Source organism: Microcystis sp. LE19-41.2A (assembly GCF_027530405.1).
Lineage (GTDB): Bacteria > Cyanobacteriota > Cyanobacteriia > Cyanobacteriales > Microcystaceae > Microcystis > Microcystis aeruginosa.
Genome location: NZ_JAPZQJ010000623.1, coordinates 1 through 14,967, shown reverse-complemented (window position 1 = coordinate 14,967; position 14,967 = coordinate 1). Strand labels below are relative to the sequence as shown.

Here is a 14,967-nt window from a genome sequence, read left to right as displayed (position 1 = left end):
ATCGGAAATCAATAGAGTCACAGAAAAACTTTTTCAAGAGATTCACCCTGACAAAAGAAAAACCTTTACTTGTGACAACGGCAAAGAATTTTGTGGACATCAAGAGTTGAGTCAGAAACTAGGAGCAGATTTTTATTTTGCTACTCCTTATCATTCGTGGGAGAGGGGATTAAACGAGCATACCAATGGACTGTTAAGACAATTTTTCCCCAAGGGAACGAATTTTAAAATCCTTAAGCCAGAGGAGGTGGAAAGAGCCGTAAACTTGATTAACAATCGTCCTCGAAAATGTCTTGACTATCGTACCCCGAATGAGGTATTCTATAAAGGTAGATCAGACAGTGATGCAATTCAGACTTGAATTGGCCTTTTATGTACAAAAAACGATTTATCAGGGTTTAGGTGGAACAAGAAAATATAACTCAGACATCGGGGAGAAGTTCGGGGACAAGGTAGGATGGAGAAAAGGAGGAAGCTGGTTGTACTACAAAGATATTACTTTTGATATAAAAGCAGCTAAAGGACACCTCCCAGTTTGGGGTATGGGTTGGTGGAATGATCATCGCTGGTTGGAGGGAACAAGCACCAGTCTGGGGGTGCCTGTGGAAGATAGTAGTATTTTTTGTCGCATCGAGACTTGTAGATTGTAACCTGTAAAGATTACAGTTTGTAGGGTGCGTTAGGAGCGCAAAAAGATTATAAAATATAGCAATTCCCATAGTTGTGAGGTACAGAGTCTTAGGTTTTGAGGAGTCAGGAGTCAGGAGTTAAGATTTTGGTGTACCTCATGAGATTGGGAAACGCTATATACAAATAGATTAAATACGCGACGTAACGCACCATTATTATTGAAGGAAATTTTAAAAAACATAATAAAATAAATTATTGAGCAAATATGAGGTGCGTTACGCTGTCGCTAACACACCCTACAAATTATCTATTACATGAGAAGATTAATAACAGAAGTCGCGGATCTAAATTTTCTCAGAATCAGATATAATCAAATTGGGTAAATAACCAAAATAATCTATGAATACGTTAGAACTTCGTGAACAAATCCAAAAATATGTTGAACAACTGTCACCAGAAAAATTACTCGTAGCAGTTGATTTTTTAGCATATTTGGCAACAAGAGAAGATGATGCTACTCAAGAGTTATTAGAGATTGTAGGATTTAAAGAAAATTTTGATCATGCTAGAGAAAATGTAAAACAAGGAAAGGTGATTACTGTTGACAAACTTAAACGAAAATATTAATTATACTGTTGTTATTAGTATTGATGCAGGGGAGTTTTTTGAATCTGCTTCTGCTACTTTACAAAAAAAGTTAGATAGATGTTTTGAACGTTTAAAAATTAATCCTCGTAATCATCCTAATATAAAATCTCTCAAAGGTGAGTTATCAGGTTATTATCGTTATCGAGTAGGTGACTATAGAGTTATTTATGAAATTAATGATGATTTAAAACTGGTAACGATAATTTTTATCGCCCATAGAAGTAAAGTTTATGAATAGCTGAAATAAAAATTAAGCAGCCAATTCTGTAGGGTGTGTTAATTAAATGCAACGTACCTTATAAATTCACCGTTAAATATCTTTGAAAAAAGCATTGTTTGCAAAAATACTTCATTTAAAACACTCAAGCTCTAATTACAGTAATTCTATATTGATTTTCCGTCACCACAACTTCAGTGGATAACCTCTCTTCCATTGGTAAGGCATTTTTCCGCCTATCAAAGATAAATAACCAACCAAAATCTAACCCTAAACGTGCTAAATAAAATTCTAATTGTTCAATTCCATCAGCTTGAGGATCGCGTTTTTTATCACGCCATACTTTTAATTCAATCCCTAAAATTACATCTTTATACTGCAAACATAAATCCATTCTATCGCTACCAATTGCATATTCCCTTTCTAAAACTCCCCCACCATTAACCACACGATGTAAAAAAGCCATTAATACTATATGTGGAGCGATTTCATGATAACCAGTGCTACCTAATAATGGTTCGACCTGTTGTCGCCAAAATTTGAGAAATGCTGTTAATAAAGCATCTATATTTAATTCACCTTCTGAATTTAACCAAGTGGGTGCAATCATCGGTAAAGAAGCCATTGGTGTCACTGTTAACACCCGGGGTAACACTTCCCGATAAATGGGATTAGCAATAGTTAAACCTCCATAGGGGTGCATTTTACATAATCCTAAATCAATGACAAATTGAATATCATCATTAGGTATATTCCCTAATTCTAAACCTGCTAACATCGGTTCAATAATGGCTTGAATTCTTGGTTCTCTTAATCTTTCCGCTAAACTATCCAAGTGAGTATCCTGACGAGCAATTAATATTTCTTTGGCTGTTAAAATGTGTTCTTTAGTAATATTAATACTTCTATCTTTCACCATTTTTTCGACAATTTCTTTAGCTAAAGCATTGACTAACCAAGGTTGTCCTTGAGTTAAATAAAATGCTGTTTCTATTGCTTCAGGTGTGAAAATTTGTCCTGTTGCTGCTGTATGCTGTTGATATAATTCTCCCACTTCTGCAAGATTAAAATTTCGCATAGTCAGAGAAGCCACTTTGATATTAAAAGGACTAGATGTCTTTAATCTGTCACTACCTCCCGATGCTACTTTATAATCTCTCACATCTCGTAAACCAATTAATCCTACTGATGAGGGAAAATTTTCAGGACGGTTAGGAAAACCATCTCTTAACTGTCGTAAAACTGATATTAATGTTTGGTCTTGTAAAGAGTCAATTTCATCTATAAATAATACTATGGGACGATTGATAGCTTTTGCCCAATCTGATAAAAAAGCCTTAATTCTGCTTCCTAGTTGTTCCTGTTGCCATTGTTTAGCAGCTGGTTGTAATTCTTTAGGTAAACGGATATTTATTGTATCATACCATGCCCCTAAAATTGCCAATTCTGCGGCACTAGGATCATGATTAAATGCACTTCCTACTTCCACTGATACCATGACTGCGGCATAATTTCCAGTATCGGTAAGTTGTTTTGCTAGGGCTAACATAGCGGTGGTTTTCCCTGTTTGTCGTGGTGCGTGTAGGACAAAGTAACTACGTTGTTGAATTAGCTCCTCTAAATCTAGTAATCGTACTGTGGGAGAGAGCATATAGTGGATATCGTTGGAACAGGGACCGGCAATATTAAACCAGCGAGTCATAGAATTTTATTATTTAGTGGACATTTTAATTTTAGATGATTTTGGTGTGGTTTGTCATGGCAGTAAGGAAGAGGTGATGCTCGGCAATACTTTGTTATGCTTGATTATGATCAATTATTGTTATGTAGAGGAATGGTAGGCTGATTTTACGTTTGCTCATAGGTAGTGATACTAAATCTGGTTATTAAAAGTGGCATTTAATAAACCTCTTGCATAATTAATTTTTGAGGCTTCAAAAACGGCAAAAACAAGGATTAAATTACATAAAATCTGTAAATAGACCGTTTAATTGATTATTATTCATTCTTAATTCTCCTGACTCCTGACGACCGGCTACTGACTCCTAACCCTAACAACAATTTTTGATTTTTACAAGAGGTCTAATATACAAGACTTTGATTGTTGATAGCTTACTGGTATAATACTGGAGCGCACTGGTAGGGTTAACTTCCAGTACCATCGTTACCGAAACCCGATCGAACGATGGTGACAGGAGATCAGTTAATGATCAAAATTGAAAATCTTAAGCTAATTGTCAAAAATTATGGCCGCTGAAATTATTTGTGTAGGAACGGAATTATTATTAGGGGATATAGTTAATACTAACGCCCAATATTTAGCCCTAGAATTGGCAAAATTAGGCATTCCCCATTATTATCAAACGGTGGTGGGGGATAATGTAGAAAGACTGAAAAAAGCGATCGCTATTGCCCGAGAACGTTCCTCAATTTTAATTTTTACCGGGGGACTGGGACCGACTCCCGACGATTTAACCACAGAAACAATCGCCGATTTTTTCCAAACGCCCCTCAGAGAAGATAAAGAGATTTTAGCGGAAATCGAGGCTAAATTTACGAGTTTAGGGCGAGAAATGCCTCCTAGTAACAGTAAACAGGCTTTAATACCTGTGGGAGCCGATTTTTTGCCAAATCCGACCGGAACCGCCCCCGGCATGATCTGGCAACCAGAGACTAACGTAACTATTCTCACTTTCCCCGGAGTACCCTCAGAAATGAAGAGAATGTGGGTAGAAACGGCCATTCCCTACCTAGAAAGTCAAGGATGGGGCAAAGAGAGGATTTATAGTCGTTCTCTGAAATTTCGCGGTATCGGTGAGTCAGCTTTAGCGGAAAAAGTTGTCCATTTATTTGATCTGACTAATCCCACCGTTGCCCCCTATGCTGGTTTAGGCGAAGTGCGTTTGCGAATTGCGACGAAAGCCCCTTCTTTACAGGCTGCTTTGCAGGTAATTGAACCGGTAGCGACGGAAATTAAGGAAATCGCCGGATTAGCTTATTTTGGGGCTGATGATGATACTTTACCTGCGGTGGTGGGGGAACTTTTGCGGCGGCAAAAACAAACTTTGAGTGTGGCAGAATCCTGTACTGGAGGGGGATTAGGGGAAATTATCACCCAAATCGCCGGCAGTTCCGATTATTTTGGGGGTGGGGTTATTTCCTACGATAATCGGGTAAAAGTTGCCCTCTTAGACGTAAATGAAGGGGATTTAACTAATTTCGGGGCTGTCAGTGCCATTATTGCCCAACAGATGGCGCTAGGGGTGCAAAAACGCCTCGCTACGGATTGGGGGATCAGTATCACGGGTATTGCCGGACCAGGAGGAGGCAGTGAGACAAAACCCGTGGGCCTAGTTTATATCGGTTTAGCCAGTCCTGACGGAAATGTCACCGTATCAGAGCATCGTTTCGGAGAAAATCGAGATCGCTTGACTATTCGCCAGATTAGTGCTTATACCGCCCTCGATCGCCTACGCCGGAATTTATTAACAATATCTTAAAAAAGAATTGCCAAGAATATATACTCAGACTAAAAAGTTATGTTAAGCTTAATATAAATACAAGATATAGATTCCCCCGCTCGTCAGATTTAACAGCCAAACGATGAAAATTAGTTAAAATTCTCTAGAATCAAGCTGTTGCGGGGATCAATCGACGAAAACTCATAGCTAGTATCTCAAAGGAGCCATTTGGTCAATGGACTATTTAGATGAAGTGATAGACAAGTTGAGAGAATGGGCGCGCAAACTAATCGAGAGTGTTTTTGGTCCGGAACCCGAACCCGAACCCGAACTAATCCCGATCCCCGTGCGCGATCACAGTCGATAAAGCCACCGGTAAAACAGAATATTGCGATAATATCAGTGCAAACTTACTATGAGTCTGCACTTGATTTTTGCCTGAAGCCAAGCCTAGCTTAGAGCAGGCTGAATAAATCTAAAATTTAGACTTTTTGGAAATCAAAAAGTACCAGATATGGGAGTAAGCGGGGGTAAAATTCAGGTAATTTTTTCCTAAAAATTAGGTAGGGTTTGCTGAATAAATCTAAAAACCTTGTTAGATAAGGCTTTTAGACTTTTTTCCCTCAAAAAGTGTTGACCATTGGAGTGATCCGGGGTAAAATCCCTGGACTTTTTCCCTGAAAATTAGGTAACTGACTACCTCAAAATCGGTAAAACCCCACACCCCACACCCCACACCTCACACCCTGCCCCCACGAAAAACTTTTTGCCGCAAACCCTAGCTAAATCGGACAGCAAGCTAACTCAGCAATTTAAGCGAAAATGCGGCCATTCTCTAGGATGCCATTCCGGGTTAATCTGGGTTTCGGACGCAATTTTTCGATGACTAAATTTTAAGAGGCAGTATGGAACGCACTTTCTTAATGATTAAACCCGACGGTGTGCAGCGCAATCTGGTGGGGGAAATTATTCAACGCTTTGAAACTAAAGGTTTTACGCTGGTTGGGTTGAAAATGATGCAGGTTTCTAGCGAATTAGCGGAAAAACACTACGCTGTTCATAAGGAAAGACCCTTTTTCCGTTCTTTAGTCGATTTTATTACCTCCTCCCCCGTGGTGGCCATGGTTTGGGAAGGAGAAGGAGTAATTGCCTCCGCTAGAAAAATTATTGGCGCCACTAATCCCCTCAATGCTGAACCTGGTACGATTCGCGGTGATTTTGGCATTAGTGTCGGACGCAATCTTATCCATGGGTCCGATGGTCCAGATACCGCCAAAGATGAAGTTAGTCTCTGGTTTAGCGATGCGGAATTAGCTAATTGGACTCCCGCAATCACTCCCTGGGTGGTAGAATAAACCCCTTTGAGGCAGTCAGGAGCCGGTCGTCAGGAGACAGGAGACAGGAGATGGCTTTTATTTATTCTCTCCTCTCCCCTTTCCCCACACTCAACCCCTAATCTTGCGACTTATGACCGTAGAATCCAGCTTACAACAGTTAAAAAGAGCTTCATCGGGACGATTACCCAGCAGTTACGGGGTCTATTTTAAGAATACCCTTGTGGCTCTCTGTCATGCTCTTGAAGATCATATCTTGCAAACTAGCAGCCCAGACAGTACAAATAAACCACTGGTTTTAGTCACCTTTCAACAGGGAAAATGGTATTTACAGGAAGCTGAGCGCTATTTAGATATCGCTCGCTCTTCTCGTCATATTGCGATCGCTGCCGTGGCCGATAGTGGTTTTTCTGAGCATAAAACCGGCAGTTTAGAGAATGTTTCGCTAGTAAACTTAGATAATAGCGATAGTTTGGTGAATGAGTGGAATTTAATCATTCTTTCCCCCGATTACGCCTCCATGGTACTCTGTCATGAGTTATCCCCAGAAGAATACCGGTCCGATAGTCAACCCCAAATAGACACGGAGCGAAAATTCTACGGTTTATGGACATTCGATCGCGATTTAGTCGAAAAAGCCGCTAGGATCTTAATTGAGCGTCTGCATCCTTATAATCCCAGTCTAGCGGCCGATTTAAGCAGACAACAGCAGGAAATTAGTCAAAATATTAATCCCATTCCCACGGATTTAACCGGAGTAGTCTCTCGCATTGTCACCTATCTGCAAACCAGTCAACAGCAGTTAGTCACCGTCAGCAGACAAGCACGAGAATTAAGCGACTTAGAAGGACAAGCATCCCGTTTAAATAAAAATTTAGCCGCTAATAAACTGCAAGCTTTTCTAAGAATGGCTCAAAAGGTCGATGAAAGAGATATTGATAATCCCCTTGCTTCCCTACAGGTGGCCGCTTTAGCGGAAATGTTGGGACAATTGCTCGATTTACCCACCCTGAGATTGCGACGCTTACGATTAGCTGGTTTATTATACCGCATCGGTCTAGCGGAGGCTCCGATCGAAGTTTTTAGACAGCGTGCCAGTCAGTTAGAGGGAGCAAATGCGTTATTTTGGCGAGATCGATCGGTGTTAGGCGCACAATTACTCGCCACTATGCCCGAATTAGCTCCAATTCAACAGATTATTTACCATGAGTTTGAATACTGGGATGGTAGCGGTGTTCCCAACGGCTTAAAAGGGGAAGAAATCAGCCTAGAGTCGAGAATTTTAGGATTATCAGCCTATTTTCAGGAATTAACTCAACCGCGAGGCGACCGACTAGCTCTAGATTTAGGAGAGGCCCTAGAGCGCTGTCAAAATTATAGCGGGATTCGTTTTGATCCCGCTTTGGTAGAAAAATTAAGTTCGGTAATTCGTCTGTGCGAAATGGGATGGATGCAATTACCCGATCGCCCTAGTCAAGTCCCCGCCGTCTGGTTAGAATCAGTTTAGATTAGGGTCTGCGGCAAAAAGTTTTTCCTGGGGGTAGGGTGTGGGGTGTGGGGTGTGGGGTGTAGGGTTTTACCCATTTTCAGGGGGTCAATTACCTAATTAATTTTCAGGGAAAAAGTGCCTAAATTTCCCCCCCGATCACCCCAAGGTCTGGCACTTTTTGATGGGAAAAAAGTCTAAAATTTTTACCCAACAAGGTTTTTAGATTTATTCAGCAGACCCTAGATTAGACTCCGATTAAACTCTGCATGGCACGTCTCATATTAGCCGGTTTAAAAGCTGCCATGGCTGCGGTCGGTTCATAGCCGCAATGTACCATACAATCGGCACATTGCGGATTGCCACTGGCCCGACCGTAGTTATCCCAATTGGTTTCTGCTAAAAGTTCCCGAAAGCTTTTGTAATGTCCTTCGTTGAGCAGATAACAGGGTTTTTGCCATCCTAAAAGACTATAACTAGGACTACCCCAAGGAGTGCATTCATAGTCCTGTTCACCGATGAGAAAATCGAGAAAGAGAGGATTATGGTTAAAATTCCACTTTTTCTGACCTGATTTCCAGGGTGAGAGAATTTCTCGGAATAAAGCTCTGGTTTGCTCCCGTTTTAAGAAACTATCTTGATCCGGGGCCCACTCATAACTATAACCGGGGGAAATCATCATACCATCGATACCCAAAGTAGCGAGAAAATCGAAAAATTCCTGCATTTCTTGCGGTTCTGTGCCTTCAAAAACCGTGGTATTAGTAGTAACCCGAAAACCTCTCGCTTTCGCCGCTTTAATCCCTTGTACTGCCTTATCGAATACTCCCTCTCGATCCACACAGCGATCGTGATGTGCTTTTAAACCGTCCAGATGGACACTAAAGGTAAGATAGGGTGAAGGAGTAAATTTATCCAGGCTTTTTTCCAACAACAGAGCATTGGTGCAGAGATAGACAAATTTTTTTCTGTCCACTAACCCCTTGACAATTTCATCGATTTGTGGGTGTAAAAGCGGCTCGCCCCCGGGGATGGAAACCACGGGAACCCCGCATTCTTCCACCGCTGCGAAACATTCTGCTGGGGTAAGATGATTGCGGAGGATTTCCGGGGGATGTTGAATCTTACCGCAGCCAGTACAGGCTAAATTACAGCGAAATAGGGGTTCTAGCATTAAAACTAAGGGAAAACGCTTTTTTCCTGCTAGACGCTGTTTCAAGATATAGGAAGCAACCACTAAAGCTTGTTGCAGTTGGACAGCCATTTGCTCACACCAAAAGGATTCTAAGTAATTATAGACTGTTAAGTAGTTGGACAAAAGTCAAGTTAACTGTGGGGTAAGGAGTCGGTAGCCGGTCGTCAGGAGTCAGGAGTCGGTCATCAGGAAGAATTGCGGCAATTTACATTTCTTAAGATAGACAACAGAATTTATGTCCGACTACTTAACAGGGCATCAAGGCATAGGAGCCTAGAAAATGGCAAAATAAATAAAAGCTGAGGGCTTTTTTCCTGTTTACTTGATTATCACCTTGATCTAGCTTATGGCTCCAAGACTACTGACTTGAAAGTGGGAAGTGGGAAGTGGGAAGTGGGAAGTGGGAAGTGGGGAGTGGGAAGTGGGGAGAATAAATAAAAAAGTCTCCTATCTCCTCTCTCCTGACTCCTGACTCCTGACTCCTATCTCCTGACTCCTGACTCCTAACCTTAACGACAATTTTTGATTTTTACCAGAGGTCTATTATGAGTTCTTTAGGCGATCGCTTTAAGAAATTTGCGGGTAAAACTCGCTATGTGGTCTGTCGCTTATTTTTGCATCTCTACGGCCAAGAAATCGCACCGCTGATCGGTATTCTTAATCGTACCGGCCGGGAAGCGATCGATTCCGAAGGGGATTTAGAGGTCATGGGAGAGGGTTTAGTAGAAATTTGTCAAAATCTGCTGCAGATGAACCTCTATTGGTTTTCTGTGGCTAATGAGGGCGATATTTTTTGGAGTGAGGGGGAAGCGGGAGACTACGTTAACGAACTGTTTACCGATTCCGCGGCCAGATACCTAAGTGAATCGGTGTCTTCACAAGTGGGGGAAAACGAACCCTTAACTTTACCCGTCACCGATAACTTAGTTGTTATGATCACAATAGCATTCGAGGGTGAGAGTGCTGGTTTAGAAACTAGCCTAGCCGATCGAGAGGCCCTGGAAGATGGTTTAAAATCAATAATTAACCTCCACTACCAAGGTCGGCTGCGTGCGATTCAGGTACATTTTTCTCCTGCTCAATTGGGAGATGAATTGACCAATGAGCAACTATTACTCAATTTCCCCGAATTACTGCCTTTATAGTCTTAATTTTGCCCTTATGCTGCGCCAAGTAACGACAATCCTTTTAATTCTTACCCTTTGTTGCACAACGGTGGCCTGTGGTTCCTCATCAAATCAAACTCAGTCACCGTCAGCTAATAACAGTAGTGTAAGACAAGAATCCAATCAGGTTAGTAGCGGTCGCTACGAGGTGCAACAAGCTACCTACGATGACGGAGATGGCACTTATACCTTAATGCTGTTAAACACCCCTGGGGGGACTTCTCCCCTCTTTCGCACCACTAACCTGCAAATGGCTAGATTAAGCGATGAAGCTATCGCTAAAGGGGAAAAAACCGCGGTGGAAATCAACGGTGATCAGGCTACCCTGTACATGACCGAAGATTTTAAAATTGAGTATGTCCATAATGTCACGGAAGTGCGGAACAATCCCCAAACCGGACAACAGGAAACCGTAGTGATTCGGCAAGAATCGAGTTTTTGGAGTCCTTTTTTCGGTGCTGTTGCTGGTCAAGCTTTGGGTAGTTTGCTCTTTCGTCCTCAATACTACGTTCCTCCCCTCTATACTCCGGGGGGTGTAATGACCGGTTTTGGTGGTTACGGTTCCACCTATAATCAGGCAGTGGATCAATACCGGACTAAACATAATAGTCCACCTCCGGCGGTCAAAAATCGGCAAACTCTCCGTTCTACTGGCAATTTACGTCGTTATCCCAGTAATACTTCCTCTAGTCCCAATCGCAGCACCACAACCACCACCAAACCCAGTGGTTCTGGTTATGGTTCCAGTACCCTGAAGAATTCGGGTAAATCTGATAATGTCAAACGTTCTCCTAGTTTCGGTTCCTCTGGTTCCCGTCGTACCCCTAGTCGCAGTGGTTTCGGCAGCAGCAGACGCGGCCGACGTTAGGAGGATTTGACTGGAGTGGTGGAAGATTAATCCTGTCTTCCCCACCTCAGAGATTGGGGATGGCAGCTACTTAGGGTTTGCTGAATAAATCTAAAAACCTTGTTGGATAGGAATTTTAGACTTTTTCCCCATCAAAAAGTGCCAGACCTTGGGGTGATCGGGGGGGGAAATTTAGGCACTTTTTCCCTGAAAATTAGGTAATTGACCAGATGAAAATCGGTAAAACCCTACACCCCACACCCCACACCCCACACCCTAACCCCACCAACAAACTTTTTCAGCAGACCCTACTTAAGAAGCAACCATTTTGCGAATTTCCGAATAGAAAACCGTCTGGCGATCGCCATTGGCCGACTGGATAATACTGGTACGCAATCTCAGATTAGGACTAGCAAACCAGATTCTTTCCTCGATACGATGGTGATTATCCTCGATGGTTAAAGTTAAAGCTTGATCGCTTCTGAGATGATATTCTCCCAGCACTGCCGATTTACCGTCCGATGTGATTAATTTTCCTTGCCAAGAATTCTCTGAGGGTAGCCAAACTAAATAGCTAGAACTGATTTTTTTCGGTTGTCCATAGTCCACGGAATTATCCCAAGTCGCTTTCCATCCCCCTAGATTGGCCTGGGACTGACAGTTATTTTCTAAACATAATTGCACCACATCGGCAGCATCGGCAGCCAGCAAATCGATGGTGATTTCTGCTTTATTATTGGCAACTTTTTGGGCGGCTAATTGATAACTGGTACGCTGAGAAAACCATTTACCCGCACAGAGATTAATAAATTCTTGAATATCCATGAATGGCTGTAGGCAAAGATTGATCGCTCTGAAAGAATAGATTATTTATTCTATCCTATACCTAGACGTTGGCCAATTTTTGCAAGGATAAACGGGCTGCTTCGCGCACTTGCGGGTGTTCGTCTTTGACCAAAAATTTTAAGGCTGCGATCGTTTTTTCCGCCGGAAGATGGCCTAAAGCTTCCGCTAATCGCTGCCGGATTAACCAGTCATCAGAGTTAACAAAGGTTAAAAGCTTCTCGACGGTTTCCACTGCTTTGATTTCCCCAAGAGCGGCAATAGCGGCCTGTTGAATAACCGCTTCGTTACTATCGAGAGCCGATAATAACACCTGTTTAGCCCGAATATCGCCCAAATTGCCCAAAGCGACGGCGGCACTAAAGCGGACTAACCATTGCGTGTCTTCGTAAAAAGCCCGTTGTAGGGGTTCAAAAGCGCGAATATCTTCTAAATAACCTAAGGCCCCGGCAGCATCGGCGCGAATGCCATAATCGGCATCATTGGCTAACAAATCCACTAGGATAGGAAAGCATTCCTCGGTTTGTTTGACTCCCAAAGCAAAGACAGCCATCGATCGCACTGGCAGCATTTCATCATAAAGGACTTTTTTGATCAAGGGTACAGCTTCCTCCGGGGTCACTTCTCGCAGGGATGCCAAGGCCAGCAGACGATCTTTAGAATTGCTACTTTCTAACTGGAGGGCAATGGCTTGTGTATCAGGCTTACTCATTTTTGTCAACCACTTGTAATATTTCTTTAATTCTAACGCAATTCTTGGCAATTCAGAAACGAGAGCGGGGAAAGGATTTCTTGAGGATTTCTTAAGGATTGAGGCGAGAGTTGACTTCCTCCGGGAAACTATAATTTAAGTATGGTAATACGATAAATGCTAGGCTTTCTGATAGATTCAGGAAAAAAATATAAAGCCCCACTCCCCTTCAGGTCAGCGAGGTTGAGATTAAAAAAAACAGATAGCCTAGGGCTAATTAGCTTGTCTAGCGGCAACTGCCACACCTAGACAAGCGGGGGGTGTTATGGTGGAAAATCGAGTTTTTAATACTGGTTCTTTGACTCTAGACACGGAAAAAGAGCATATCTTTGTGTCCGTGACTCCAGACTATCAAAAAGGCCCCGGCATTCAACGGGATGGTATAACTCCTCCCAGAATGCAGGATCCTCATGCAGTGCCGGATATAATGTATAATCGACTTGGTCAAATTGCTATTCCTGGCCTAGACTCTACGACCAATGCTTACGAGCAGAGAGCGGGTACTTGGACACTTTATCAACATCTCAAAGAATTCTGCGATCAGCGAGGACAGGATTGGCTCATTATTGGCGCCCAAGGTTGTGGGGATCTAACGATGAATCCGTGGCATCTTGCCTATCTTGGCCCTAATTACTACATAAAATCCTTGCAAAATCAATTATGTGGGATGTTTCTCCCCGGAGGCTATCAAGAACCGATCAATCAGCGCATCTATCGGTGTTTGGTCAAATGGTGTGATGCTATGGCTACACACCTCGGCCATCGTTATGAATTTTTGGATTTAAAATTTATGGCTGGAGGCGCAAATATAATACAGATTAACGATCCGAAGGTGGCCCGCAAATATGATGCTTTTTTAAGACCGCTACCTGGATACAATCCTGATTTACATAATATCGCCCCATTTTTAGAGTTTGCCCTAGGGGGAAAAACTATTATTCAACAAGGTGATGTGGTTCCCCTATTTACTGCTATCGATCGATTCCAAGATGTACGCCATATTTTTTGCCTGCCTTATCAAATTCCCTGTGCGGGGAATTTTAGGAGGCAGGGTATTGATAAAATTAACTTGGGGGAATATCAACTCTACGGCGATTTGAATGCCAGGCGTGCCGCTTTAAACGGACCGATTATCGTAGAAACTCAGTTAAATCCTCTCGGCGGTTTTCTGCAGATCAATCTGGGTGATCCTGCTGTCGCTGACGAATTGACGCGAAATAACTTTAAACAAGTTAATTTTTCTCCGCGTCGGGCAGGAGAATATTTTCCTTACCCCGGAGGAGATACGGTAGAAATTTACTTTCCCAAGAGCATCTATCCTTTCGGAATTTTGGGAATGTCCGGTCAAAGAATTATCTGTTTTGCGTCCTCGGGATTATCGGCAAGAATCGGCAATACCCTAGAAGGGATTACCTTAATTATGAGCGATGGATTCGGTGCGGAAGAAGCGATGGTTTTAGACGAAGGATGTGACGTTTTTCAAATGATCAATCCCATGAGTGATGATCATGCTTTCACTTATACCAACGATGAATTATTGGATAGAGTCTTAGCTTTTACCCACGATCAAATGCTTTCAGATACGGCTGCAAGCACTAGAAATCCGGTGAATGGTCCCGCATTAGGTGGAGACATGAGACAATGGCCTCTCAATCAAAATTTATTGAACCAAGTGGAAATTGATTATGGCATTAGAGCAGCTGGTCTAGATTATACAGATATCTTTCCGGTCAGGTTAAGTCGCTCGCAAATCAGAAGTATTTTGATTGTTGCTGTCCCAAACAATCCCCAATAGGGAGATTCAACCCGGTGCGTCTCCATTTTGTAGAAATACCTAGGGTTTGAACGAGCCAATTGGCGATCGCAGTCTCGGCAATGTTCCGCTTACCTTATTCGCTAAAAAGCATACAGGATAAAGGTTACAGCAATTTTAAAACCCTTCCCTTAAAAAATTAAGCGAACAATGAGTTATTACCCTTTGCCGTCCTCAGCAATACTGATGATCCCGAACAGGTGTTAAGTCAGGTGTCCCGTTCTTTAGAAACTATCTCCCAAAAACAGGTGCAAAGCAATCTCGCTGCCGCCACCAGTATTCTCGCTGGGTTAGTATTAAATCGAGAGACGATTAAAAAAATCCTTCGGAGTGAGATTATGAGAGAATCAGTCATCTATCAAGATATTTTAGAAGAAGGCAGAGAGGAAGGAGTATTAACCGCTAAATTAAACTCTATTCCCCGTTTATTGGCTTTAGGATTAAGTGTAGAACAAATTGCCCAAACTTTAGACTTAGATATTGAACAAGTACCACAAGTCATTGAGGGACAAAATTGAGTGAAAACGGACAGTATTTTCTATCGTCTCTTTCAGACTTTTCCTGAAAGTTTCTTTG

At 42.3% G+C, this 14,967-nt stretch carries 16 protein-coding genes and 1 pseudogene; 13 read left to right on the top strand and 4 right to left on the bottom strand.

What is annotated here, in order from left to right; all coding sequences use genetic code 11:
* The 4 genes from O9290_RS25660 to O9290_RS25645 all read left to right on the top strand — a co-directional run.
* On the top strand, window positions 1–361 hold a 361-nt coding region (locus O9290_RS25660), incomplete at its 5' end, for an IS30 family transposase (protein ID WP_288087668.1).
* Window positions 345–650: a GUN4 domain-containing protein gene (locus O9290_RS25655; protein ID WP_043998860.1), complete on the top strand. Its 306-nt coding sequence runs from the start codon at window positions 345–347 to the stop codon at window positions 648–650. The genes O9290_RS25660 and O9290_RS25655, both read left to right, overlap by 17 nt.
* A gap of 379 nt (window positions 651–1,029) precedes the next feature.
* Window positions 1,030–1,257, top strand: a complete 228-nt coding sequence (locus O9290_RS25650; RefSeq protein ID WP_002734104.1) for a hypothetical protein — start codon at window positions 1,030–1,032, stop codon at window positions 1,255–1,257.
* The gene (locus O9290_RS25645) at window positions 1,232–1,516 is read left to right on the top strand and encodes a type II toxin-antitoxin system RelE family toxin (RefSeq protein ID WP_002734303.1); all 285 of its coding nucleotides are present in this window, start codon (window positions 1,232–1,234) and stop codon (window positions 1,514–1,516) included. Before O9290_RS25650 ends, O9290_RS25645 begins: the two co-directional genes overlap by 26 nt.
* A 124-nt stretch (window positions 1,517–1,640) precedes the next feature.
* On the opposite strand, the gene O9290_RS25640 is transcribed toward O9290_RS25645, so the two are convergent.
* On the bottom strand, window positions 1,641–3,197 hold the full coding sequence (locus O9290_RS25640; protein ID WP_288054962.1) for an ATP-binding protein: 1,557 nt from the start codon (window positions 3,195–3,197) through the stop codon (window positions 1,641–1,643).
* Between the two features lie 16 nt (window positions 3,198–3,213).
* Here O9290_RS25640 and O9290_RS25635 point away from each other — a divergent pair, with 16 nt between their 5' ends.
* The 5 genes from O9290_RS25635 to O9290_RS25615 all read left to right on the top strand — a co-directional run bounded on the left by O9290_RS25635 (window position 3,214) and on the right by O9290_RS25615 (window position 7,797).
* Window positions 3,214–3,336 (top strand): hypothetical protein, encoded by a 123-nt coding sequence (locus O9290_RS25635; protein ID WP_002757357.1) that lies wholly within the window; start codon window positions 3,214–3,216, stop codon window positions 3,334–3,336.
* A 405-nt stretch (window positions 3,337–3,741) separates the two neighbouring features.
* Entirely contained in the window at window positions 3,742–4,995 is a 1,254-nt protein-coding gene (locus O9290_RS25630) for a competence/damage-inducible protein A (protein WP_288054960.1), read from the top strand.
* Between the two features lie 196 nt (window positions 4,996–5,191).
* The gene (locus O9290_RS25625) at window positions 5,192–5,323 is read left to right on the top strand and encodes a hypothetical protein (protein ID WP_002757361.1); all 132 of its coding nucleotides are present in this window, start codon (window positions 5,192–5,194) and stop codon (window positions 5,321–5,323) included.
* Between the two features lie 538 nt (window positions 5,324–5,861).
* Window positions 5,862–6,311, top strand: a complete 450-nt coding sequence (gene ndk, locus O9290_RS25620; RefSeq protein WP_002762029.1) for a nucleoside-diphosphate kinase — start codon at window positions 5,862–5,864, stop codon at window positions 6,309–6,311.
* 112 nt (window positions 6,312–6,423) lie between these two features.
* Window positions 6,424–7,797 (top strand): HD domain-containing phosphohydrolase, encoded by a 1,374-nt coding sequence (locus O9290_RS25615; protein ID WP_002762031.1) that lies wholly within the window; start codon window positions 6,424–6,426, stop codon window positions 7,795–7,797.
* Between the two features lie 226 nt (window positions 7,798–8,023).
* Here the strand turns inward: O9290_RS25615 and hpnH are convergent, their stop codons facing one another.
* On the bottom strand, window positions 8,024–9,040 hold the full coding sequence (hpnH, locus tag O9290_RS25610) for an adenosyl-hopene transferase HpnH (protein WP_002762032.1): 1,017 nt from the start codon (window positions 9,038–9,040) through the stop codon (window positions 8,024–8,026).
* A gap of 476 nt (window positions 9,041–9,516) precedes the next feature.
* On the opposite strand from hpnH, the gene O9290_RS25605 reads away from it, so the two are divergent.
* Both O9290_RS25605 and O9290_RS25600 read left to right on the top strand, forming a co-directional pair.
* A complete protein-coding gene (locus O9290_RS25605; protein WP_002762033.1) occupies window positions 9,517–10,116 on the top strand; it encodes a DUF1517 domain-containing protein in 600 nt (199 codons plus the stop codon).
* Window positions 10,073–11,005, top strand: coding sequence for a hypothetical protein (locus O9290_RS25600; protein WP_002762034.1), 933 nt, complete (start codon window positions 10,073–10,075; stop codon window positions 11,003–11,005). The genes O9290_RS25605 and O9290_RS25600 overlap by 44 nt, the downstream gene beginning before the upstream one ends.
* A gap of 291 nt (window positions 11,006–11,296) precedes the next feature.
* Here O9290_RS25600 and O9290_RS25595 read toward each other — a convergent pair whose 3' ends face one another.
* Window positions 11,297–11,809: a phycobiliprotein lyase gene (locus O9290_RS25595; protein ID WP_288054691.1), complete on the bottom strand. Its 513-nt coding sequence runs from the start codon at window positions 11,807–11,809 to the stop codon at window positions 11,297–11,299.
* Between the two features lie 61 nt (window positions 11,810–11,870).
* Complete coding sequence (locus O9290_RS25590; protein WP_012267935.1) at window positions 11,871–12,539, bottom strand: HEAT repeat domain-containing protein; 669 nt, start codon at window positions 12,537–12,539, stop codon at window positions 11,871–11,873.
* Window positions 12,540–12,843: 304 nt separating this feature from the next.
* Here O9290_RS25590 and O9290_RS25585 point away from each other — a divergent pair, with 304 nt between their 5' ends.
* Together O9290_RS25585 and O9290_RS25580 are read left to right on the top strand one after the other, a co-directional pair.
* Window positions 12,844–14,373 (top strand): hypothetical protein, encoded by a 1,530-nt coding sequence (locus O9290_RS25585; protein WP_288054689.1) that lies wholly within the window; start codon window positions 12,844–12,846, stop codon window positions 14,371–14,373.
* Window positions 14,374–14,546: 173 nt separating this feature from the next.
* A pseudogene (locus O9290_RS25580) lies at window positions 14,547–14,909 on the top strand (RpnC/YadD family protein); the annotation flags it as partial.
* Window positions 14,910–14,967: the final 58 nt, after the last annotated feature.

Excerpts from the sequence above, each read along its gene's own strand:
- O9290_RS25655 (WP_043998860.1), top strand. The coding sequence starts at position 345 with ATGCAATTCAGACTTGAATTGGCCTTTTATGTACAAAAAACGATTTAT.
- O9290_RS25650 (WP_002734104.1), top strand. The coding sequence starts at position 1,030 with ATGAATACGTTAGAACTTCGTGAACAAATCCAAAAATATGTTGAACAA.
- O9290_RS25640 (WP_288054962.1), bottom strand. The coding sequence starts at position 3,197 with ATGACTCGCTGGTTTAATATTGCCGGTCCCTGTTCCAACGATATCCAC.
- O9290_RS25630 (WP_288054960.1), top strand. The coding sequence starts at position 3,742 with ATGGCCGCTGAAATTATTTGTGTAGGAACGGAATTATTATTAGGGGAT.
- O9290_RS25625 (WP_002757361.1), top strand. The coding sequence starts at position 5,192 with ATGGACTATTTAGATGAAGTGATAGACAAGTTGAGAGAATGGGCGCGC.
- ndk (WP_002762029.1), top strand. The coding sequence starts at position 5,862 with ATGGAACGCACTTTCTTAATGATTAAACCCGACGGTGTGCAGCGCAAT.
- O9290_RS25615 (WP_002762031.1), top strand. The coding sequence starts at position 6,424 with ATGACCGTAGAATCCAGCTTACAACAGTTAAAAAGAGCTTCATCGGGA.
- hpnH (WP_002762032.1), bottom strand. The coding sequence starts at position 9,040 with ATGGCTGTCCAACTGCAACAAGCTTTAGTGGTTGCTTCCTATATCTTG.
- O9290_RS25605 (WP_002762033.1), top strand. The coding sequence starts at position 9,517 with ATGAGTTCTTTAGGCGATCGCTTTAAGAAATTTGCGGGTAAAACTCGC.
- O9290_RS25600 (WP_002762034.1), top strand. The coding sequence starts at position 10,073 with ATGAGCAACTATTACTCAATTTCCCCGAATTACTGCCTTTATAGTCTT.
- O9290_RS25595 (WP_288054691.1), bottom strand. The coding sequence starts at position 11,809 with ATGGATATTCAAGAATTTATTAATCTCTGTGCGGGTAAATGGTTTTCT.
- O9290_RS25590 (WP_012267935.1), bottom strand. The coding sequence starts at position 12,539 with ATGAGTAAGCCTGATACACAAGCCATTGCCCTCCAGTTAGAAAGTAGC.
- O9290_RS25585 (WP_288054689.1), top strand. The coding sequence starts at position 12,844 with ATGGTGGAAAATCGAGTTTTTAATACTGGTTCTTTGACTCTAGACACG.